Genomic DNA, 22,439 nt, shown 5'->3' on the forward strand with positions numbered 1-22,439 from the left:
TAAAATCTGTATACAATAATATTTTACGTCTTTTGAATCTATCTACTAATGCACCACTTATCGGATTTAACAAAATCGATGTTAGTGTATCAGCTATTTGATAATACGCTAAAAACTTCTTTCCTATATTCCCAATTGATGCTAGCCATATTGAATTTCCATAATCATAAAATATATTTCCTATTTTATTTATTCCTCTGCTAAATAGCAGTTTTTTGATTGTTTTATTCATAAAAATCCTCCTAAATAATATGAATATAATTATATCCATATTATTTAAGAGATATTATTTTTTCCCATATATACAAATTTATTTTTTACAAATTCATCAAAATGTTGCTGATAATTTTTTGCATGATAATCACAAGAAAGTAATTTAAACGTTTCGATGATTTTCTTCATCACTTCAACTCCGGCACTATCCCCTTTTTTGTAAAGTAAAAATGCTTCTCCATATTTAAGTATCATTCTTTCATAAACTTTTGTTTCTCCACCGACAATTTTTCTTAATTTCTTGTTAATTTTTTCAGCTTCTTTCAAATCATTTCTTTCTATTAATTTTAAAAATATATTTAGTGAAGTGATACATACTAAATGTTTGTGCATTGAACTTTTTTTATACTTTTCATAATTTTTAAATATTTCATCAAAAAAATATAACATTCGTTTTGTACTAAAAAATTCATATAGATTTCCTATTAACTGAAGTTCTAAAATTCCCCAATTTTCAGTTACAAATAAATGATCTATTATTTTTTGAAGATCTTTATCTGATAGTTTTGTCTTATTTATCTTGCATATAAACCCTTTAAATAAAATTATATATAATGGATAAAGACTATTATCAGGATTTTCTTTTAATTTATTTTGATTTAGTTCTATCAATTCTCTAAATCCTTCAATACTATTCTCATAATAATATTTTACAACCTTTGACATCATTTTAACTACATCATATTTTTCATAATCCCTAGCATATACCATAAATTCATCAATAGTAATCCCTATTTTATTAAGAATAAAAATAAATTTTCCAATTGATAAATCAGTTTCACCTCTCTCAAACCTTGAAATTTGAGAAATCGATATTTCACCAGAAGATATTTGCTTTAATGTATAATTTCTATCTTTTCTAAGTTTTTTTAATACTTCGCCATAATTATTCATGATATATCCCTACTTTATTATATTCATCTCAACATAATAATAAAGTAGTGAAGATAATTAATCAACACTACTTTATTAAAATTTTTAATAGATATTAATACCTAGATATACTATTTTCATTGAAAGATACTTCTATTCTGTCACTATTAGACAATTCATTATATAACTCTATATATAAAATATCATCTATTATTCTTATATTTTCAGCTCCAATTAACGCCCCATTTACTCTAATCTTTACATCTTCCTTTTGAGTGTTTGTTAAAAGAACTGTTTTATTATAATTTTTTTGCAATTTATACGTTAAAACTGTTTTATCAAATTTTGATAATTGAGCTTCTCTGAATATATCTGATGATCTATTATTTCTATTTTGTCTACTAATATTTCTATTATATGAATTATAACTGTTATCATTAATATAATTATTTCTATCATAATTTCGATCTTCAACATTATATCTATTTGCATGTGAAGTTTTATTTAGATATACATAATATTTAAATAAGTCTTCATTTTTATTTATCTTATCTCTTATACTATTATGTAAATCTTTATCCACATCTGTATAATCTGTTATTATAGGAACAAAGTATCCATTTTTCAAAACATAATCTTTAATTTCGAAAACTTTTGATTGAATTTTTCCTTTTTCATCAGTATAATCTACTCTTAATCTATTTCCTATACTTAATAAATGTTCTCTTACATATGACTCAGAAGCATTTTTATCTACATAAATAAATGTTTCTTTATCTTTTGTAACTGATATAACATTTTTAACTTTTTCTTCATATAATGAATTAAAGCTTGATTTGTTATCAGATTGCGTAAATGCATTTATATATATATCATTATTATATGGAATAAATCCATAATCGGTATTTATAAATGAAAAGTTTGAATCCGGAGTATATGTTGGAGTTGATATTATGCTGCTTCCTGTAGATTTAATATCTTTAGCAACGCTTATATATACTCCATTTTCATTTTTTAAAATAAGTCTAATTGCAAACTTATTTTTAGTAATTTCTAAAGGACTTATAGATATTGTATTAACTCCTTTATCATTACTTACTCCACTAGCTACTTTAGTATAATTAGCTTTTTCAACATCTTCAGTTGAATGTCCATTTAACATAGCTACTTGTATTTCATAACTTAAATTTTTCCCTACTTCATTTATAAATTGAATATTTGTTAAATATTCTCTTTTATTATCATTTTTATCATAAACATTTACCATATCTACGGTTGTTCTCTTAAATGTATGTCCTAGTGATGACTTATCAAATCCGTCTTTACCAAATGTATATACTTTTCTGGAGTTTTCTTTTGATAAAAAATTACCGTAAGAATAAAAAGTATTTTTTACTGGTGATAAAACATCTAAACCATTTATTCTAAGAACTTGAAAACTTTCCTTAGGAAATGTATCATAAGAAATCCACATATATCCGTTGTCACCAAATTCAGGTCCTCTTGACTGTCTAACCTTAAAAGCACCAACAGCCCTTTGACCTCTTTGGTTTACAATTTCTTTATTATCATCCCAACCAACCAATACTACAGCATGATTTGGAGCCATTACAATTTCATTCATAGGATTAGGTGCATAATGGTAAACTAAATCCGGATTATAAAAAAATCTTTTTAATCTTTCAGGTTCATTTGATTTTCTACCAAATCCATAATAACTTCCGGATGCATTATAATTACCGGAAAATCCTGATTCAGTGTTGTCATAATAAGCCGCAGTAACAGCACCATATTTTTCAATATTTTCTTTTACATTAGAAATATCAGATTCTATTATATTTCCAACTGCAAATTTATATTTATATTTTCCTAAATCTTCCATAGAATTATGTCCCGGCAATACATATGTCCCACTATTTTGGTATAATGGAACAGAATCTTTTATTGTAGGGTATTCAGTTTCACCAACTGGTCCATCTAGTCTCATAAGATAAGGTGTGGCTGATGTTAAACTAGCTCCATCTAATTTTGCACCATCATGTATATGATATGCCAAATGAGTTTCTGATAAATCAACTGTTCTTCCGGTTGCTTTTTTATAAGCAATTTCTATCGCTCCCATAGTAGCATGTGCCCAGCATGTTCCTGTTCTTCCTTGATTTTTAACTTCAGTAAGATATTCTTTTGGTGTTTCATATCTTACTGATACAGCAAACGCTGATACTGGCTCTAACAATAAAAATGATGCAATAGTAAATGTGATTATTTTTCTTAAATTTTTTGTTAATTTCATTTTTTCCTCTTTATTTTTAAAAATTATAAATAAACCAAATTATAATATATGTTTTCATATTATGAATTTAACAAGTATTATTTTGCTAAATAATAAATAAAATTTAAATATAAAAAAATAATTATTTCTTATATTCGACAATATATCCCTCTTTAACTCTATCAACACTTTGAGTTTCACCAAGTATCTTGCCAGTCTTTGGCTTTGTGTATAGAATCTTATTCCTTTTAGCTATTTCGTATTCAAAATCATCTTTAAATGATGCATATTTTTGAAACTCTCCATTTTCGTTATGAATTATAAATGTATACTCTTTCTCTACTATCTTAAAATCAGGATAATTTTTTTCTAAAACTTCTTCAGCCTTTTTTCTAAGTTCTTGAGAAGTTAATTTTTCTCCTACAAGTTTTTCACCTAAATCAACTTCTATTGGAAATAAATATTTTCCAGTTAACTCACCAGCAATTGAAGGAGAGAATTTAACCTTGTATTCTATTCTAGCAGACTCTGATGGATTTGTAAGTTCAGGTTCTTTTATTTCCTTCAATATCACATGACCATTCAACTGATATTTTCTAATACCACCTTCTAATTTTACTGTACCTTCATCATCACCTGTAGAAAATAAAAGTTCTCCATTATTATACAATTTAGCATCATATGCAAAATCTAAAAGTTCATATTTATAATCTAATTGTAATTCTGTCATTTGATGTCTAATTGAATCTAATAATTCTTTTTTTGTAACTTTATCAAAGGGATCAGATAATATATGAGTTGTCCCCCTAATTAATATTTTTTCATTAGTATCTTTGACAATACCATCAACATTTATAGACACTGTAGCTTTTCTTTTTTCAACATCATCATCATAATACCTTGATGAATCAGAGCCCATAAAAGTAACTATGGCTTCTGCTTTTGATGTGTAAACAGAAGATAAAAGTGCAACAATAAGTGCTAATATATAAATCTTTTTTTTCAAATTTTCCTCCACAAATTTTTTAATTAAATATAACTTTTTTATATAAAGAACTTTTTATAAAAATTATTTTTATAAATTTTTATTTATAATTATTCTTTATATCTTAAATAAAAATGACATTATGTATGCATTTTTATTAAACCTCCTTTATAATATATTTAGGTTGTTAAAGGTAACCTATAACCCTTTATCTACTAAATATTATTCAGTTTTACTGTATAATATTTAGTAGATAGAGTATACTCGTCTCTTACTTGAGATTTAATCTCGTACTTGAACGAGTGAGTGTTCTTTCTTTATTAAATTCTATAAAAAATCTATCACATAACTATAATTCTAAAAAAATTAAATTTATATAGCTAACGTTTACAAAATTTTTTACACAAATATAATAGCAAAATTTAAGAAAAATTGAAAATTTTTTTCAATTTTGTTATTTTTTTTTAATCTACTAATCTAAATATTTTAATAGTTCTCTTATTAAATAAAGCGACCCGCACCATAATATCAAATCGTCTTCACTTGCTAAAGACTTAGTGTATTCAAATGCTTCAACATTATTTGATATAACTTTTATATTAATTTCATACTCTTTTACGATTTCATTTAATTCTGTTTCAGAATAATTTCTGCCCGGATAATCCACTGTAGTAACGATAAGTTCATCTGATATTTTTGATAAAGCTGATAAAGCATAAGATATATCTTTATCTTTTAACATACTAAATCCTACTATAAGCCTATTAAATTTTAAGCATTTAATTGTATCTATCAAACTAATGATTGATTCTTTATTATGTGCTCCATCAAATATAATTTTAGGATTTTTAGATACTACTTCCAAGCGTCCGGTATTTCTAGCTAAATATATCCCATCATATATATCTTTTTCTGAAATCTCATAATTATTTTTCAGATAATCTATAACCGTTAATGCTAATACCGCATTGTATACCTGATGTTTGCCAATAAGACACGACTTCATATTTTTATAAGTTCTAAAATTAAACACATTCTCAACTTCAGATATTTTAAGTATATCAATTTCAGAAATTGAGAATGTATTAAACTCACAATTTAATTTAATGGCTGTTTGTTCAAAAATTTTGTGTACAGTATCAATTTGAGGATATATAAACACAGGACAATTATTTTTTATTATACCTGCTTTATTTTCTGCTATATCTTCTATTGTATTACCTAAAACATTTTGATGATCTTTTGAAATTGTCACAATAACTGATGCAATAGGCTTTTTTATTATATTAGTTGCATCAAGTTTTCCTCCAAGCCCAACTTCAACTACTGCAAAATCAACGTTTTGATCATAAAAATATTTATACATAATAGATGTTATAATTTCAAAATATGTTATAAACTTTCCATTTTTTTCCATAGCATCGATGATTAAAATTAATTTATTTATATATTCTATAAATAACTTTTCAGACATTTGAGCCCCATTTATTTTAAATGAATCTGTTATATCATTCATATATGGAGACGTAAATAACCCACATTTATATTTTCTAGATAATACTGATGCTATAAAATTAGATGTAGACCCCTTTCCATTTGTTCCTGCTATATGTATTACTTTAATTTTATCTTGAGGATTATCTAATTTATCTAACAAATATTTTATATTGTCCAAGTTAAATTTCCCTTTTGATCCTCCTTTTAAATACAACCAATCTAAACAGCTATTTATATCATAAAATTTTTGCATTGTTCCCCCTTGTAATTTTAAATTGATTTTATATAATTTATTATATCAGAATTTTTAAAATATTTACGGAACACATATTTTAATTTGCCTGATATTATATTATATAAGGAGTATTTATATGAAATCAAAATTTAATCTACAATCTTTTATTATGGCAACTTTACTTACGGCCATATCAATTATTTTAACAAGATTTTTATCTTTTTATTTAACACCAAATATGAGAATAGGCATAGGTTCTCTTCCTATAATTTTTAGCGGTGCAGTATTAGGTCCTTTTTTAGGTGCCTTAACAGGTGTAGCAGCGGATTTAATAGGTATAATGATTAACCCGGGAGGTGTTCCTCATCTAGGATTTACATTATCATCAACACTTACAGGATTAATTCCGGGAATTATATTTTTTATAATATTCAATAAAAATAATGAAAATCAAAATTTAAAAATATTATTAACTAATCTATTTATTTTTGGATTTATACATCTTATTCTTAACAGTATATGGTTAAGTCAATTAAGCGGTTTAAGTATCTGGTTTTTAATTATATCACGTCTGCCAAAAATTCTTATAGAATCAGTATTTACAGGAATACTATTAAAATTATTACTAAACAAAAAAGTTACACTACTTTTAAATCAATAAATCCTTTATTGACTTAAATATAAATAATAGTATATACTTAAAAAGTTACATTATTAACTGTAAAATTTAAGGAGAAAATATGACATTGACAAAAAAAACATTATATTCTACATTAACAATTATATTTTTAGTATTAACAATTTTTTCATTTTCTGTTAATAAAAACATTTCATATGCAAATGATGATATACCAAACATATTATCTAAGAATTCTTTCATATATAGCTATGATGAAAATAAATCTAAAATTACATTTTTATCTAATTTTTGGGAAATTAAAGAAGAGATTGCTGATATTTATATAATATTTTCAAAAAATATTGACAGACATAATGCAAAATATTTAAAAATGAACCTTACAAAAGATAAAGTTTTTAATTTGACACTACCTATTGAATTTATAAAAACTTATGACAATTATTATTTTGAAGTTAATTTAAAAAATGGATTTAAATACTATTTTACTATACAAGATCCAAAAGATAATATTGATAAAATTATAGAAAGAAAAGAATCTCGACTAGATTCCACACTAAAAATTGAAAATATCGAAAATATATTCCCTAAAAAAAGTGAAATTAATAATAATTTAGAAAAAAATAAATTTGGATGGTATTCTTTAAACAATGATTGGTTCTATAAAAAAACAGATGGAAACAAAGCTATTTCTGAATGGTTATATGACGAAAATTATTCTTCATGGTATTATCTAAATCAAAATGGTAAAATGGCTAAATCTGAATGGAAAAAGCACTCAGATAATAACTGGTATTACCTAAAACAAAATGGTAAAATGGCTAAATCTGAATGGATAAAGCACTCAGATAATAACTGGTATTACCTAAAACAAAATGGTAAAATGGCTGAGTCTGAATGGATAAAGCACTCAGATAATAACTGGTATTACCTAAAACAAAATGGTAAAATGGCTGAGTCTGAATGGATAAAACACTCAGATAATAACTGGTATTATCTAAAACAAAATGGTAAAATGGCTGAGTCTGAATGGATAAAGCACTCAGATAATAACTGGTATTACCTAAAACAAAATGGTAAAATGGCTAAATCTGAATATATTGGAAAATGGTATGTGAATAATAATGGTAAATATATAAAATAATTTTTAAATAATATTATAAATAACAATACTTAAAAAGCTGTTGCAAAATAACTAAAAATATTATTTTGCAACAGCTTTTTTTTTTAATAAATCTTAGATATTTGAAAAATAAAAATAATATAATTTTAATTAAAAATAAATATTTATTTTTTCAACAAAATTTTCAGATAAAATATTTTCAAATATTAAATCATGTGTTTCAATTGGAATATTGTCATAAATCATTTTTCCTCTACAAATAACATATGTGGATTTCAAGGATTTATTTTCAAAAAATTTATCATAATATCCTCCACCGTATCCTAATCTATATCCTCTTTTATTAACTGATATGCATGGTATTACCGAAAAATCTATATCATTTATATCTATTTTTAATGATTTTTCTGAAGGCTCTAATATTCCAAATTTTCCTTCTTTTAGTTCATTTAAATTTTTTATTTCTCTAGCTTCCATAATCCCTTTTTGTAAACATAAAGGCACAAATAATCTCTTATTATCTAATAAAACTTTTCGTAAAAAATTTATTGTTGAAACTTCTTCATTCATACTTACATAACAAAAAATATTTTTTGCATTTTTATATTCTTCTAACAAAATTAATTTTTGATATATTAATTCATCAGACTTTTTAATATATTCTTTTGATAATTTTTTTCTTTTTAATAATAGTTTTTTTCTTAATTTGTTTTTTAATTTGTTCACAATAATATCCTCAAAAAATTTACAATAAAAAGGAATGCTGAAAACTCAACATTCGCAAAATTATTTACTAAATTAATCCCTTAAAGCCATAAAAAGCTAATGCCATTAATCCTAAAGCTAACAATGTTATAGGTTTTCCTAAAAAATACCTTGGCAAATTAGCATATTTATATTTTTCATTAATTGCATTTAACAATAAAGCTATCAAAGTAAATCCCAGAGATACTCCAAATGAATAAATAACAGTATTTAATATGTTATAATTATTTGATACAACTATTAAAGAAACCCCTAAAATCATACTATTTGCAGTAACTGAAGGTAAATATGATTTTAAATCTTCATATTCCTTTTTAGAAGTAACTGCTACTAAAGAATAAAATATTTCTATCACTAGGACTATAATTACTACAAATGACAAAATTTTCAGATATTCTAAATTAAATTTCAATAAAACATAGTCATAAAATACTTTAGCTATTAATGATGAGATAACTGTTACAAATGTTATTGAAAGCCCCACTGTTATAGATGATTCAAAATCTTTTGATGATTCTAAAGCAGATTTGATACCAAATATTTGTGTTAAAACCATATTATTAACTAAAACTGTCGCAATTATGATACTAATATAGTTCATTTTCTAGCCTCCCTTAGTTTTTTGCTTATTGTATACCAATTTGATAAAGCAATAAATAAAGCTAACAATATAAATCCCATCATTGGTTCGTTAAATGTCTTAATTGTAAATTCTCTAGAAATAAATCTTAATCCATAAATTGTACCATTTCCAATTAACTCTCTTATAAGTGCTAATACAACAATTACTAAAGTATATCCTAAACCTGTTGTTATTGAATCAATCAATGAACTTACAACTCCTGAAATCATAGCGTTTTTTTGTAATCTAATTAACATAATAGAGTTAACTGATATTAATGAGGTAAAGATCCCCATTGATTCAAATGTTAAAGGATATATAAATTTTATTGTCATCTCAGCAATAGTAGATAAAGTTGCTACTATTACCATTAAAATCAACATTTCAAACTTTTCATCAATTAATGATTTTAATAATGAAACTATTACACTTGATACAACTAATACAAAAGTTACAGCTAAAGCCATAATCATAGCCGGTTTTAGTGAATTGCTCAAAGCCAAGATTGATACAAATCCAAGACTTTGAACTAAAACTGGATTTTTCAAAATTATATTATCTAAATATGATTTTTTCATAACAACCTCTTAAATTTTTTCAACAACATTCGCATATTTATATGCAAGAGAAACAACTACAAATTTTAAATTTGCTGCTTTATCTAGGGGTTTTAAATCATCAATTGTATTAAACTTTTCTTTGTGATTGTAACCTTGTTTGCTTTCTTCAGATTTTTTATTTAATTCTAATTTTTTAAAATTTGAATTATCAGATTTAATTTTATCAAATTTCACAAGTGCATTAATCGCTTCATTTAATGAATCTTGAATTGCATTTGATGTAACAGTAGCTCCTGAAATTAATAAAATATCTTTTTCTCCTTTAGGATTTTTTCTCAATTTTATAGAATTTACTAAAAAATTTTTATCTAAATTTAATCCTTTAAAAATATTTGTATAATGTTTATCTTCAATATATGCCCCTAAACCTTCTGTTTCATTATGCGAGACAACCAGCATATCAAATACTCTGTATTCGTAATTTAGTCTTAACATTAAATCTATTTTACCACCATATCCTTTAGCTGTTAATTGTAAAATGTATGAATCAAAATTTTCACCATATTTAACTTTTACAATTCTTTTAACAAATTCGTTATAAATCGAGTCTGTTTGTTTTGCTGACTCCTGAAATTCTTCAAATGTATACTCTGATAAATTATTTGGTAAAATCTCTTTATATTTTGTTTCATAATATGGAGTTTCTTCTGCAACAGGCTTTACTTTGTTAGATAAAGTACTCAATTGATTAACAATATTCTTTAACTCATTAAGCACAGCATTTGTAGTAACTGTAGCCCCAGAAATAGCTGTAATTTGTCCATTTTCTTTATTTCCTTCTCCTGCTGATATTTTACCGGTTGAAACATTTACATCTTTTACACCATTTATAAATTCTTCTGTTTCAACAAAAGCACCATATCCTTCTGTTTCAGATTGTTCTAAAACTTTTAATCCTTTGATAATTCCATCATTTGAAATACCTACTAGTAAATGAATATCTCCTCCAAAACCTTCCTTAGAAATTGCATCAAATACATATCCTATATGATTAGATCCATCACTTACTTTAATAATTTTATTAATAGTTTCAGCTTTATCTTTAATATCAATTTCATTAAATTCTTTACCTTCAGCAAAAACTTCTGCATATTGACTAGGAACATAATCTTCACTATTTAGGCCTAGAAAGACTTTATTTAATCCGTAAATAGAAGCAACAGATACAATTAAAACTAATGCAAATGTAATAATCGCTTTAATTTTATTCATTTCTTAGCCTCCTTTATACCAAATACTCTTGTCTTTACATATTTGTCAATTAGAGGAACAAATACATTCATAATCAAAATTGCAAATGATACTCCTTCTGGATATCCACCATAAATTCTTATTAAAACAGTTAATAATGCAGCTCCTAAAGAATAAATGTATTGCCCCTTAGGTGTCATTGGTGATGATGAATAATCTGTAATCATAAATACAGCAGCTAAAATTATACCACCTGAAAATAGTTGATAAAATGTATCAATAACATCATATTTTAATATAAATAGAAAAAATGCCGAGCCGAAGAAATATGTTAAAGGCATTCTTAATTTAATTACTCCTCTTGCAACTAAATATACTAATCCTAATATGATTGCTAATTTTGATACTTCTCCTATTGTTCCCGGAATATTTCCCAAAAATAACTCTAAAAATTCTACAGGTTTTCTACCTAAAGGAGTTGCTGATGCAACACCATCTATTGTGAAATTAGTCATTTGTGTTGGCCAAGTAATCATCAAAAATGCTCTCCCTGCTAACGCTGGATTCATGAAATTTTGACCAATACCACCAAATAATTCTTTAACAATAACAATGGAAAAAATTGCCCCCAATATTGTCATCCAAAATGGAAATGTAACCGGTAAATTAAATGCTAATAGTATACCTGTTACAACAGCTGATAAATCTCTAACTCTTACTTTTTTATGTAATAATTTTTGCATAACCGATTCTGATAAAACACATGCTGTCACAGAAACTAAAATTAAATATAAAGATCTTAATCCAAAATAGTAAATTGATGCAAATAATGCCGGTAGCATAGCTATTATTACATCTAACATTACTATTTGTGTTGATTTTTTATTTCTAATATGTGGAGCGTGAAAAGTTGAAATGTTTAATGTATATCTCATTAGTTCTCCCTAATCCCTTAATTCTCTTACCATACGCTTTCCTTCTTTGAAAATTTCAACAAGAGGAATATGTGATGGACAAATATATGAACATAATCCACATTCAATGCAACTCATAATATTATTATCTATTGCCCCTCTTATATCCCTATTTCTGATTAATTCTGCTAAAAGAAATGGTTGCAATCCTACCGGACAAACTTCAACACATGAAGAACACTTAATACATGGTTCTTGCTCAGAATAATATGTTTCTTTTTTAGAAAGTGCTAATATTCCATTGGTTGGTTTTTCCAATGGAATTTCCATATCATCCTTAGATAATCCCATCATTGGACCACCTATAACTATTCTTGAAATATTTTTATCTACCCCTCCTAAAAATTCTAAAGCTTTTGAAATTGGTGTACCAAATTTTACAAGAGCATTAGCCTTTCGCTTCATGGATTCACCTGAAAATGTAACAATTCTTTCATAAAGTGGAATATTGTTAATTACGGCTTTCTTAATAGATAATGCTGTTGTAGCATTTGAAACTATTACACCAACATCAAATGGATGCTTTCCAAAAGGCACTACTTTTCCAAGAGTAACATCTATAACTCTCTTTTCATCTCCTTGAGGATACTTAGCTTTAGCAACTACAACTCTAATATTACTTTCATCTTTAACAGCTTCTTTTATAGCCTTGATTGCTTCGGGCTTATCATCCTCAATTAAAATATGTCCATTTTGTGCATTTAATGCATGCATTTCAATTTTTAATCCAATAACTATATCTTTTGCAAAATTCCTCATATTCACATCATCTGAGGTTAAATACGGCTCACACTCTGCACTATTTATAATTACATCTTGAACGGAAGTAGGTGGATTTAATTTTATATGAGTAGGGAAACTGGCTCCTCCTAATCCTGTAATACCTGCATCTTCAACAATCTTAATAATTTCTTCTGAAGACAACCTAGTATAATCTCTATTCATTAATTCGTATCCTAACTCATTTTTATAATCATTTTCAATAAAAATACACTTCACATGATTTCCTCTTGTCGCAGTTGAATACTCAATTTTGGAAACTTTACCTGATACACTTGAATGTATATTTGCCGAAATTGTTCCCACCTTTTTCGCAATCAATTGACCGACTTTTACATAATCTCCCACTTTAACTACCGGCTCGCTTGGTGTACCAATATGTTGCAAAAGAGGAATCTTCACTATGTACGGTGCAGGTATTTCTATGTACTTATCACCACGACTTAATTCTTTTTTACCCTGAATATGAAATCCATGTTTAAATGTATTTTTAAATACCATTTGTTATCTCCCTTTAACTAATTTTATCAATTATTTTTATTATATCATACTAATGATATTATCATATTGAAAATAAAATAAGTTCACAAATTTCTTAAAATATCTAATATCAATTTCTATATCTACTGTTCTATTTTATTAGATAAAATCATTCCCATAATATTAATAACTGTTGTAAAAATTAAAATAACAATAAACATTAATAAAATATTTGCATCTTGCGAATTAAGTTTAATTTTTATTGCTCCATTAGCTATATATCTGGCACTCATGTAGCTAAACGGTGAATAAATTTTTAAATAATTTGGTAATTTAAAATTTATTAATAATCCGGAGGCTAGTGTAATTAAAGTTGTAAAAATTAAAGTTAATCTACGTTTTGTAAACATCGAAATAAAGTTCGAAATAGAAATTATCATGTATAATTGTAAAATTAACAAAATAAATATTTTCAAGTTGTATACCCATATAGGAATAAATGAAAAATAATTTTTAGAATTTAAGCTTATTGATGAAATATTTAATAGTCTATCATATTGAACTATAGGAAAATTTAAATCTCCTATACCTTTTGTAATAAATCCTAAAAAACTAATAAATAACAACATTAAAATAGTTAATATTATTGCAATCAAAAATGTAGAAAATAATTTAAATAAATATATTTTTCTTTTATTTAATGGTTGTGTGTTTATTAAATCAATTTGTCTTCCATTTTCTTTGTCAAATGTGTATCCACCTATAACCATGAAACTTACAATGGCTAAAATAAATAAATCCAAAGGATAAGTTTTGAATAATTTTCTATGTATATAGGATGCAGAGTGATCAAATATATTATCAAAGTCTTCTATTTCATTTGATATTTCTCTTTCTTCATACTCTGAAGAAAAAATTGGCCAAGCTAAAACTTTAGGTTCTATATTTTTTTCAGATAAATATTTATATAAAGATAAAGTTTCATTGTATGATGATGGAAAATATAAAAAATTTTTTAATTTTACGGTTGGTATTATCTTGTCATTTTGTAATATATCATTTATTTGATCAATTCTTAATTTATAAAAATTCTTTCCATCTTTTTTATCATAATATTCAGATTCTATTCTATATTTTTCTATTCTTTTTTCCCTTTCTAATAATTTCTTTTCTAATCTATTAAATTCTTCTTCAAAAGCCTTCTTTCCATGTAATTTAATATAATCTTCTTTCATCATACTAAAATTTGTGATTTCATTTTCTAATTGTTCTGTTTCTGATATCTTATAATAAGTCATTAAAGGAGTAAGATCTGATGATTTTAATACACTTTCTGATTTAATATCTTTAATGTACACATTGATAAAAAGTATTATTAAAATAGCTAAAACGCCTGAAAGCATAAATAAAAATGTTTTGTCTCTTATAATCTTAAAATATTCAAAATTAAAAATTGACTTAATTTTTTTATTACATTTAAAGCTATAATATAAAAAATTTCGATTTAATAAATACACTGACAATAGAACTAAAATAAAACTTAAAGATAAATATATCAAATAAATATTAAATCCTATTGGTTTAACACGAAAAGAATTTATTACATTTAATTCAACATCTATACTTATAAATCCATTTAATATATTCTTAAAGTTTAATAAATAAAAAGGATTATAAACATTTCTTAACAAATCAAATTTATTTGTAATAATTGTACTAATTATTAATCCAAATGATATTAATATTGCCGGTAAATACTTATTCTTAAATATGGTGCTAAGCAAAATTATAAGTCCTGCAAAAAATGTTATCATAATTATACTAGATAAAATAATTTTTATTAATAATATATAAGCTATTGTGTAATCAATATTTTTATCAGAAAATATTCTATATATTTCTAAGTGACCATTGTGCCAATTATAACCATTTAGATTAAATATAATAGCTGTAAATATAATTGTTAAAAATATAAAAGTTATACCATAAATTATAATACTTATCCATTTTGATAAAATAATTTTAAACTTTGAAATAGGTTGAGTTTTTGCTAAATTAATTGTATTTGATAGTTTTTCATCAGAAATTATCCCTGAAAAAATAAATGTTAGAAAAACTACTATGGATACCCCAAACGTAACATTATCATTATAAATTAAAGTTCTAATTGGATTTGAAGAAATATTAGACATTAATTGTGTACTAACAGGTGTATTTGTATTAATCATGTAGTTACTTTCAAACATTTCCCAATCCCAAATTTTCTTTTGTTCAAGGTTTAAACTAATATTATATTTTTTTAATAAGAAATCATTAAATAGAAAATTTTTATAATATGCCCTAGTCATATCATTAGCATATTTTTCATCATTTATCTTACTATCATCCCATGGATATTCAAAATTAATTGTATATTCTGAATATTCTTTGACAATTTTATTTTTATCATCATCATTCAAATTTTTTATTATTTCACTTTTGTGATTTAATCCTAAAAACAAACTACCATTTAATGATTTTTCATTTCTAATAGATATATTTGTAACTTTAGTAATATATAGATTATATGCAGAAACTAAAATAGATAATAATATTAATATTAAAAATAACTTACTTTTATATATTTTTTTTATTTCAAAAGATATCATTACAACCTCTATTTCATGTTATTTTTTTATAAAAAAATTTCCCATAAAGTCAAATTTAATAATAAAACTTTATGGGAAAATTTAATTCTTATTTATAATAACCTATATTCTTAAAGCTGAATTCCCAGCGTAATCTAATGTACCTTCAAAGTAAGCTATTCCATCTTGTATTGTTTTTAAGAAAATATATCCTTGATAATATCCTTCCTTATGTTTTCCATCAGATACATATATTCTACGCCATATTCTATTACTAATTGTATGTGAACCATATAAGTATATTTTTTCTTTATAATTATAGAATCCTTGTATAATAGCACCATATGGCTGAATATTACTATTATCTATAATTCTTCCACTAGCATACACTGATGTACTAAAAAAAATAATCGACATAACTAAAATAAATATTTTTTTACTGACTTCATATTAACTTTCCTTTCATAATAAATGTGATATATATTGTATACTTATAAGTATATATATCATATTAAATATAAAAAATCAATATTTTTCTTTTTTAATATAAAAATATATTAAAAATTATTTAATACATTTTATTATCTTAACCTAACGAAATCAAAATTTTAAACGCTTTTTTAAATTTTGATTCTGTATTATTTTTATAATAAACATCATATATTTTTTTATTTAAATTATACTGTTTTTTTACTTTATATATATAATGTTTTGTTTCTGCTATCGGTATTTTATCATAATTTTTATCATTTCCATTTAAAATACCGGCATCTATCCACTTTTGAACATTACTTGGTCCCCCATTGTATGCCATGATAGCATAGTCTACATTTTTAAATAGATCAAATAAATATTTCAAATAATATGTTCCATATTTTATATTTAATTCAGGATTTAATAAATTTTCTTCCTTAAAACCTTCACCCAATCTATTTGCAATCCATTCACCTGTTTCAGGTAATAACTGCATCAAGCCTTTAGCATTTGCATGAGAATGTGCTTTTTCATTAAAAGAACTTTCCACTTTTACCACAGCAGTTACAAGCTTTTTATCAATTTTATATTGTTCAGAATATTTTTCTATATATTTTATATACGGCACATGATTATCATTTATCATTAAATATACATAAAAGTATATACCAGAAAATATAATCAACGCCAAAATAATAAGTATTATTATTAGTCTTTTTAGTACTTTCATAAATTTTCCAATCTTTCATTAATTTGTTTAAGTAAAAATTTTTCATCTTTAGAATTATCAATAATAAAATCTGCATATTTTATTTTTTCATCAATGCTTATTTGTGAATTAATTTTTTTAAATGCTTCCTCGTCATTCAATTTGTTTCTTGACTTCAATCTTTCAATCTGAATGTTTTTCGGAACATAAATCAACCAAATTTCATCATAATTTATATAAAAATTTCCATTTTTAATTAATTCAATAAGTAAAGGATTATCAATAAAAATTAATTTTTCTTTAGATAAATTAATATTCTCTAATATTGTATGAAAAATATTTGGATGAGTCAAATTATTTAATTCCTTTAATTTTTCATTATCTTCAAAAACAATTTTTCCCAACTTACATCTATCAATTTCATTATTCTCATCTAATATTTCACTCCCAAAATAATTCAAAATATTAATATAATTTTTTTCACCCTTTTTCATTAATTCATGAGCAGTTTTATCTAAATCAAAAACTGTATATCCCTTACTTTTCAATATATTAGATACCTTAGATTTTCCGGTTGCTATTGAACCCGTTATTCCAATAATTTTAGACTTCATCCCAATTATTTCCAATCTCAACATCAACTGAAATATCAACTTCCAATTTTACAGCTTTTTCCATTTCTTCTTTTAAAATATTCTCTATTATATCAATTTCATCATTAGATGTTTCAATAATAAGTTCATCGTGAATTTGTAATATCAATTTTGATTTCAACTTTTCAGATTTAATTCTATTATAAACATTAACCATCGCAATCTTTATAATATCTGCCGCTGTTCCTTGAATTGGAGTATTTAATGCTATTCTCTCTCCAAAACTTCTAACATTAAAATTAGAACTTTTTAATTCAGGAATATATCTTCTTCTATGAAATAATGTATCTACATATCCCTGTTCTTTAGCTTGTTCTATTATTTTATCCATATATTTGGCTATATTGGGATATGTTCTTAAATATCCATCAATATATGACTTTGCTTCTTTTCTAGGTATGTCTAAATCTTGAGATAAACTATAGTCAGAAATTCCATAAACTATTCCAAAATTGACAGCTTTGGCATTTGACCTTTGTAACTTTGTAACCTCATCAATCGCTACTCCAAAAACCTCTGATGCAGTCTTAGTATGAATATCTATATTATGCTTAAATGCATCTATCATTGTTTCATCTTTTGACAATGAAGCCAATACTCTGAGTTCTATTTGAGAATAGTCGGCTGAAACAAGCTTTTTATTTTCACCTGCAACAAATGCCTTTCTAATCATTCTTCCTTCTTCTGTTTTTATAGGAATATTTTGTAAATTCGGTTCTGTTGAACTAAGTCTTCCTGTTACCGCAACAGTTTGGTTAAATTTAGAATGAATTCTTCCATCTTCCTTAATCACCGGAATCAATCCATCAATATATGTGCTCTTCAATTTTGAAAGTTGTCTATATTCTTCAATCAGTGGAATAATTTCATGTTCACTTCTCAATTTATATAAAACATCTACATTTGTAGAATATCCAGTCTTTGTCTTTTTAATTACAGGTAATTTCAACTTGTCAAATAGGACTTCTCCCAACTGTTTTGGTGAATTCAAATTAAATTCTCCATCAGCTAAATCAAATATTTTTTTTGTTATATCTTCTATTCTTGCTGAAATTTCAATATCTAGCTTATCAATTTCTTTTCTTTCAACTTTAACACCAAATATTTCCATATCTCCAAGAACTTTTACCAGTGGTAGCTCAATGTCATAAAGCAAATGCTCCATTTCTAAATTTTCCAACTTCTCAATTAGTTTATTAAAAGTCTTTTCTATAATAAATAAATTATTCGATAAGTATTCTTCAACATAAATAATTTCCAAATCATTTATAGTTTTTCTGGACTTACCACTTCCTAAATATTCATCAAGTGATTTAATATCTGCCTCTAATTCAGAAAATGCAATATCTTTTATAGAATAATCGCCTTTTGGATTAATCAAATAGCTAACTAACATCAAATCAATATAGTTGTCACTCAATTCTATTCCTAATTTATTTAATTGAACATATTGTTTTTTTAAATCAAATCCAATTTTTTGTATTTCCTGATTTTCAAAAATTTCCTTAAATTTTGAGACAAATAAATCCTTATCTTTTTCTAAATCTACAACTAATATTTTATTTTTATCATCTTTAATTCCAATATATTTAGCATTTTCAAATAAATAGTCACCATCTACTATAAATTCAAAAATAAACTTTTTATTTTTTAACACATGTGCATATACATCGCCAATTCTATTAATTCCAATAATTTTATAATCAAAATTAAACCTTTCATTGCCCTTAGGTGCAAACTGTGTTGTTAATGTATTAAATTCTAATAGTTTATATTTTTCATAAAGTTCATCTCTATTCGGTTCTTTAACTCTTAAATTTTCAATATCAAAATTTAGTGGAACACTTGTAAATATTTTACCTAATTTTCTTGATAAAAATGCCATCTCTCTATTTTCAACCAATTTTTGTGATAATACCTTACCGGAAATTTTATCTAGATTCTCATAAATTGCTTCAAGATTCCCATACTCTTTAACTAATTTAATCGCTGTCTTTTCACCGACTCCGGGAATACCGGGTATATTATCTGATGCATCTCCCATCAACCCCTTAACTTCAACTAATTTTTCAGGACTTAATTCATATTTTTCTTTTACTTTTTCTACATCATATATCTCTAAAAGTGAAATACCTTTTTTTGTATATAAGACATTAGACATTTCATCTACCAATTGGAAATAATCTCTATCCCCAGTAAGCATATATGATTGAATATTTTTTTTATTTGATAATTTAGACACTGTACCAATAATATCATCAGCTTCATATTCATCCATTGCAATATGTTTAATATTATATGAATCTAATAAATCTTTTACTATTCCAAATTGTGTCAATAATTCATCAGGAGTTTTTTGCCTATTTCCCTTATATTCTGCATATTCCAATGTCCTAAATGTTGGACCTGATTTATCAAATGCAACCAAAACATAATCAGGATTTATTTTTTCAATCGCAGCATTATACATATTTATAAATCCATAAACTGCTCCGGTCGGTATACCTTCCCTTGTTGATAAATTTCTTATCGCATAAAATGCTCTAAAAATCAAACTAGATCCATCAATCAATAATATTTTTTCCAAATTTCCTCCTAGAATATTTTCATTATGTATTAATTATTTATATATTAAAGTATATCAAATGCATGCACAAATAGCACTAAATAAATTTTGCTGTGTGATGAAAAATTTTAATTACACAAAAAAAAGCTTCAATAGTTTGAAAATTACAATTATGCCTTTTGAAAAATTTCTTTCTTGTCATATACGTTTGATAAACTTAAATTATATAATCAAATTTGTACATTTTTATGTTGACATTAACATAATTAAGTGTAAAAATATTTGAAATTTCCCCTGCATAATATTAAAATGGAAAAAAGCTGGGGCTAAATTTAGGAAGAAAATTTTCAAATTGCCCCTGCATAATATTAAAATGGAAAAAAGCTGGGGCTACTTTGAAAAAATATAGATAAAAATAGCCCTAGCAAAATAAGTAAGTGGAAAAAAGGAGGGGTCAGATTTAGTAGAAATGAAGCAAGTGTAGCCCTAGCAAAATAAGTAAGTATAAAAAAGAAGGGGCTACTCTGTAAAAATATAGATAAAAATAGCCCCATCAAAATAAGTAAGTGGAAAAAAGAAGGGGCTACTTTGAAAAAATATAGATATAAACTACTACCTATAAGCTAGACATATAAAATTACATTTTGACAGTATATATTAAATGGTAACACCAAAAGTTATACAGTCAAATGTAATAAATTTTAACTTGAAAATATTTTATGAAAATGTTAATATATATAAGTAAGCCGGTATGGTGGAATTGGCAGACACGTCAGACTCAAAATCTGGTGCCTTCACGGGCGTGGGGGTTCGACTCCCTCTACCGGCACCACTTAAAAATATTCATAGACATAAGAGGACATTAAAGGAAATAACAGAACATTTAAAATGATTATTCAAAAATATGTTTTATTTAGGACATAATTTGTTTAAAGACTGTTTTAGTCGAAAATGTATAAAGAGTGTATGAACACGGGGATAGAGAAAATCTATCTCCTTTTTTTTTGCAAAAATAAAAGCCACGAATAATTTTCACGGCTTTTACAATATCAATCCAACTCTTTTTTTCTTTGTTCTATTAAATTTTCTAATTCTTCCAAATCTTCTAAAGTTGCTTTATTTCTTATAAAACTTCTTGATATACTTCGATAATTTAAATATTGTTTATGTTCTTTATTACTTTCATACCATTTTTTATCTGCTTGTGGATTATATACAGATTCTCTTTTTGACATATATCCCTCCTATTTAAATAATAAGTATAATGCTATGATTATCGCAATGAATAATACAAATTGTAATTTCTCTTTTAATGTTGTTTTTATTATTTGTGTTTTAATTCTCCATTTGTTTTTCGTAGAAAAGGTATTATTATTTCTATTAAAATTTATTCTTAGAATAATAATGAGAATTATTATTTCTATTAAAATTTCTAACCTTTTTACCATTATCAAACGCTTTACTATTTGTGTGAATGCCTCGTTTTTCTTTAGTAAAATAAAGCATTTCAATTAATGATTTTGTATAGGGAATAAATTTATTTTCATCAATTAGTTTATAAATTTCCTCTTTTGTTGCCCACTTGCAGTCCTGAACTTCTTCTTCTTGAATAACAACATCTTTTATATCTATTTCTTCCATAAATGTGTAAAAATCGTCAAATCCTTGTTTAAAATTAATTGTAAAATCAGGTCTAACTCCTCTAAAATCAAGATCAATGCCTAATTCTTCATTTACTTCTCTTCTTGCAGCTATTTGGGATGTTTCTCCTTTTTTAACACTTCCACTAACACTAAAATCCCATAAATTTGCCCAACCACGTTTTGTTTTTTGTCTTTGTTGAATTAACATTTCATTTTTAGAATTGAAAATACATACATGAATAATCGTTCTATAGAAATTTTTTGGAGTCTTTTTCCCCCTAATCATGGTTCTTTTTGTTTTTCTTCTATTAATATCATATAAATCAAATATTTCCATAATTAACCTTTCTATTTTTAAAATATCTAGTTTAAATTGTACACTAATTTTGAGAATAATTAAACTATTTTAGTTAATATTAAATATAAATCTGAATATTATC

20 protein-coding genes and 1 tRNA gene are annotated in these 22,439 nt (G+C 24.9%); 3 read left to right on the top strand and 18 right to left on the bottom strand.

Annotated elements, in window-relative coordinates; genetic code table 11:
• From ABGF45_RS05860 to ABGF45_RS05880, 5 genes are all read right to left on the bottom strand, one after another.
• On the bottom strand, positions 1 to 232 hold a 232-nt coding region (locus ABGF45_RS05860; RefSeq protein ID WP_408112821.1), incomplete at its 3' end, for a hypothetical protein.
• Between the two features lie 44 nt (positions 233 to 276).
• Positions 277 to 1,167: a helix-turn-helix domain-containing protein gene (locus ABGF45_RS05865; RefSeq protein ID WP_134711813.1), complete on the bottom strand. Its 891-nt coding sequence runs from the start codon at positions 1,165 to 1,167 to the stop codon at positions 277 to 279.
• Between the two features lie 94 nt (positions 1,168 to 1,261).
• Complete coding sequence (locus ABGF45_RS05870) at positions 1,262 to 3,439, bottom strand: C1 family peptidase (protein WP_134768802.1); 2,178 nt, start codon at positions 3,437 to 3,439, stop codon at positions 1,262 to 1,264.
• A 121-nt stretch (positions 3,440 to 3,560) separates the two neighbouring features.
• Positions 3,561 to 4,424, bottom strand: coding sequence for a staphylokinase domain-containing protein (locus ABGF45_RS05875; protein WP_408112822.1), 864 nt, complete (start codon positions 4,422 to 4,424; stop codon positions 3,561 to 3,563).
• Positions 4,425 to 4,875: 451 nt separating this feature from the next.
• The gene (locus ABGF45_RS05880) at positions 4,876 to 6,153 is read right to left on the bottom strand and encodes a folylpolyglutamate synthase/dihydrofolate synthase family protein (protein WP_134711816.1); all 1,278 of its coding nucleotides are present in this window, start codon (positions 6,151 to 6,153) and stop codon (positions 4,876 to 4,878) included.
• Positions 6,154 to 6,271: 118 nt separating this feature from the next.
• Between ABGF45_RS05880 and ABGF45_RS05885 the strand changes: the two genes are divergently transcribed.
• Both ABGF45_RS05885 and ABGF45_RS05890 read left to right on the top strand, forming a co-directional pair.
• Positions 6,272 to 6,796 carry a folate family ECF transporter S component gene (locus ABGF45_RS05885; protein ID WP_134711817.1) on the top strand — a complete coding sequence of 175 codons (525 nt, stop codon included), beginning with the start codon at positions 6,272 to 6,274 and terminating at the stop codon, positions 6,794 to 6,796.
• Between the two features lie 79 nt (positions 6,797 to 6,875).
• On the top strand, positions 6,876 to 7,916 hold the full coding sequence (locus tag ABGF45_RS05890) for a hypothetical protein (protein ID WP_408132175.1): 1,041 nt from the start codon (positions 6,876 to 6,878) through the stop codon (positions 7,914 to 7,916).
• A gap of 129 nt (positions 7,917 to 8,045) precedes the next feature.
• On the opposite strand, the gene ABGF45_RS05895 is transcribed toward ABGF45_RS05890, so the two are convergent.
• The 11 genes from ABGF45_RS05895 to polA all read right to left on the bottom strand — a co-directional run bounded on the left by ABGF45_RS05895 (position 8,046) and on the right by polA (position 20,377).
• Positions 8,046 to 8,621: a 5-formyltetrahydrofolate cyclo-ligase gene (locus ABGF45_RS05895; protein ID WP_167554059.1), complete on the bottom strand. Its 576-nt coding sequence runs from the start codon at positions 8,619 to 8,621 to the stop codon at positions 8,046 to 8,048.
• Between the two features lie 67 nt (positions 8,622 to 8,688).
• Positions 8,689 to 9,261, bottom strand: a complete 573-nt coding sequence (locus tag ABGF45_RS05900) for an electron transport complex protein RnfA (RefSeq protein WP_134744103.1) — start codon at positions 9,259 to 9,261, stop codon at positions 8,689 to 8,691.
• Entirely contained in the window at positions 9,258 to 9,860 is a 603-nt protein-coding gene (locus ABGF45_RS05905; RefSeq protein WP_134711944.1) for an Rnf-Nqr domain containing protein, read from the bottom strand. The genes ABGF45_RS05900 and ABGF45_RS05905 overlap by 4 nt, the downstream gene beginning before the upstream one ends.
• A 9-nt stretch (positions 9,861 to 9,869) precedes the next feature.
• Positions 9,870 to 11,114, bottom strand: coding sequence for an FMN-binding protein (locus ABGF45_RS05910; RefSeq protein WP_408111996.1), 1,245 nt, complete (start codon positions 11,112 to 11,114; stop codon positions 9,870 to 9,872).
• The gene (locus ABGF45_RS05915) at positions 11,111 to 12,028 is read right to left on the bottom strand and encodes an RnfABCDGE type electron transport complex subunit D (protein ID WP_134711946.1); all 918 of its coding nucleotides are present in this window, start codon (positions 12,026 to 12,028) and stop codon (positions 11,111 to 11,113) included. The genes ABGF45_RS05910 and ABGF45_RS05915 overlap by 4 nt, the downstream gene beginning before the upstream one ends.
• Positions 12,029 to 12,037: 9 nt before the next feature.
• Positions 12,038 to 13,348 (bottom strand): electron transport complex subunit RsxC, encoded by a 1,311-nt coding sequence (gene rsxC / locus ABGF45_RS05920; RefSeq protein WP_134711947.1) that lies wholly within the window; start codon positions 13,346 to 13,348, stop codon positions 12,038 to 12,040.
• A 122-nt stretch (positions 13,349 to 13,470) separates the two neighbouring features.
• A complete protein-coding gene (locus ABGF45_RS05925) occupies positions 13,471 to 15,975 on the bottom strand; it encodes an ABC transporter permease subunit (protein WP_134768804.1) in 2,505 nt (834 codons plus the stop codon).
• Between the two features lie 102 nt (positions 15,976 to 16,077).
• Entirely contained in the window at positions 16,078 to 16,371 is a 294-nt protein-coding gene (locus ABGF45_RS05930; protein WP_134744294.1) for a hypothetical protein, read from the bottom strand.
• A 169-nt stretch (positions 16,372 to 16,540) separates the two neighbouring features.
• A complete protein-coding gene (locus ABGF45_RS05935; RefSeq protein WP_134711950.1) occupies positions 16,541 to 17,158 on the bottom strand; it encodes a lytic transglycosylase domain-containing protein in 618 nt (205 codons plus the stop codon).
• Positions 17,155 to 17,775: a dephospho-CoA kinase gene (gene coaE, locus ABGF45_RS05940; protein WP_245151213.1), complete on the bottom strand. Its 621-nt coding sequence runs from the start codon at positions 17,773 to 17,775 to the stop codon at positions 17,155 to 17,157. The genes ABGF45_RS05935 and coaE overlap by 4 nt, the downstream gene beginning before the upstream one ends.
• On the bottom strand, positions 17,741 to 20,377 hold the full coding sequence (gene polA, locus ABGF45_RS05945; RefSeq protein WP_134744293.1) for a DNA polymerase I: 2,637 nt from the start codon (positions 20,375 to 20,377) through the stop codon (positions 17,741 to 17,743). Before polA ends, coaE begins: the two co-directional genes overlap by 35 nt.
• Positions 20,378 to 21,101: 724 nt before the next feature.
• On the opposite strand from polA, the gene ABGF45_RS05950 reads away from it, so the two are divergent.
• Positions 21,102 to 21,188 (top strand) — tRNA-Leu (locus tag ABGF45_RS05950).
• A 217-nt stretch (positions 21,189 to 21,405) separates the two neighbouring features.
• Here the strand turns inward: ABGF45_RS05950 and ABGF45_RS05955 are convergent.
• Positions 21,406 to 21,591 (bottom strand): hypothetical protein, encoded by a 186-nt coding sequence (locus ABGF45_RS05955; protein WP_134744292.1) that lies wholly within the window; start codon positions 21,589 to 21,591, stop codon positions 21,406 to 21,408.
• Between the two features lie 145 nt (positions 21,592 to 21,736).
• The gene (locus ABGF45_RS05960) at positions 21,737 to 22,336 is read right to left on the bottom strand and encodes an NUDIX domain-containing protein (RefSeq protein ID WP_134711952.1); all 600 of its coding nucleotides are present in this window, start codon (positions 22,334 to 22,336) and stop codon (positions 21,737 to 21,739) included.
• Between the last annotated feature and the right edge of the window lie 103 nt (positions 22,337 to 22,439).

The sequence above is a fragment of the Helcococcus sp. KG196 genome (assembly GCF_046035495.1).
GTDB classification, from domain to species: Bacteria; Bacillota; Clostridia; order Tissierellales; family Peptoniphilaceae; genus Helcococcus; species Helcococcus ovis.

What these genes read in the sequence shown, in the direction of transcription:
- ABGF45_RS05955 (WP_134744292.1), bottom strand. Translation starts at nt 21,591, where the DNA reads ATGTCAAAAAGAGAATCTGTATATAATCCACAAGCAGATAAAAAATGG.
- ABGF45_RS05885 (WP_134711817.1), top strand. Translation starts at nt 6,272, where the DNA reads ATGAAATCAAAATTTAATCTACAATCTTTTATTATGGCAACTTTACTT.
- ABGF45_RS05910 (WP_408111996.1), bottom strand. Translation starts at nt 11,114, where the DNA reads ATGAATAAAATTAAAGCGATTATTACATTTGCATTAGTTTTAATTGTA.
- ABGF45_RS05925 (WP_134768804.1), bottom strand. Translation starts at nt 15,975, where the DNA reads ATGATATCTTTTGAAATAAAAAAAATATATAAAAGTAAGTTATTTTTA.
- ABGF45_RS05960 (WP_134711952.1), bottom strand. Translation starts at nt 22,336, where the DNA reads ATGGAAATATTTGATTTATATGATATTAATAGAAGAAAAACAAAAAGA.
- ABGF45_RS05915 (WP_134711946.1), bottom strand. Translation starts at nt 12,028, where the DNA reads ATGAGATATACATTAAACATTTCAACTTTTCACGCTCCACATATTAGA.
- coaE (WP_245151213.1), bottom strand. Translation starts at nt 17,775, where the DNA reads ATGTTGAGATTGGAAATAATTGGGATGAAGTCTAAAATTATTGGAATA.
- ABGF45_RS05890 (WP_408132175.1), top strand. Translation starts at nt 6,876, where the DNA reads ATGACATTGACAAAAAAAACATTATATTCTACATTAACAATTATATTT.
- ABGF45_RS05870 (WP_134768802.1), bottom strand. Translation starts at nt 3,439, where the DNA reads ATGAAATTAACAAAAAATTTAAGAAAAATAATCACATTTACTATTGCA.
- ABGF45_RS05905 (WP_134711944.1), bottom strand. Translation starts at nt 9,860, where the DNA reads ATGAAAAAATCATATTTAGATAATATAATTTTGAAAAATCCAGTTTTA.
- rsxC (WP_134711947.1), bottom strand. Translation starts at nt 13,348, where the DNA reads ATGGTATTTAAAAATACATTTAAACATGGATTTCATATTCAGGGTAAA.
- ABGF45_RS05900 (WP_134744103.1), bottom strand. Translation starts at nt 9,261, where the DNA reads ATGAACTATATTAGTATCATAATTGCGACAGTTTTAGTTAATAATATG.
- ABGF45_RS05880 (WP_134711816.1), bottom strand. Translation starts at nt 6,153, where the DNA reads ATGCAAAAATTTTATGATATAAATAGCTGTTTAGATTGGTTGTATTTA.
- ABGF45_RS05935 (WP_134711950.1), bottom strand. Translation starts at nt 17,158, where the DNA reads ATGAAAGTACTAAAAAGACTAATAATAATACTTATTATTTTGGCGTTG.
- ABGF45_RS05865 (WP_134711813.1), bottom strand. Translation starts at nt 1,167, where the DNA reads ATGAATAATTATGGCGAAGTATTAAAAAAACTTAGAAAAGATAGAAAT.
- ABGF45_RS05930 (WP_134744294.1), bottom strand. Translation starts at nt 16,371, where the DNA reads ATGTCGATTATTTTTTTTAGTACATCAGTGTATGCTAGTGGAAGAATT.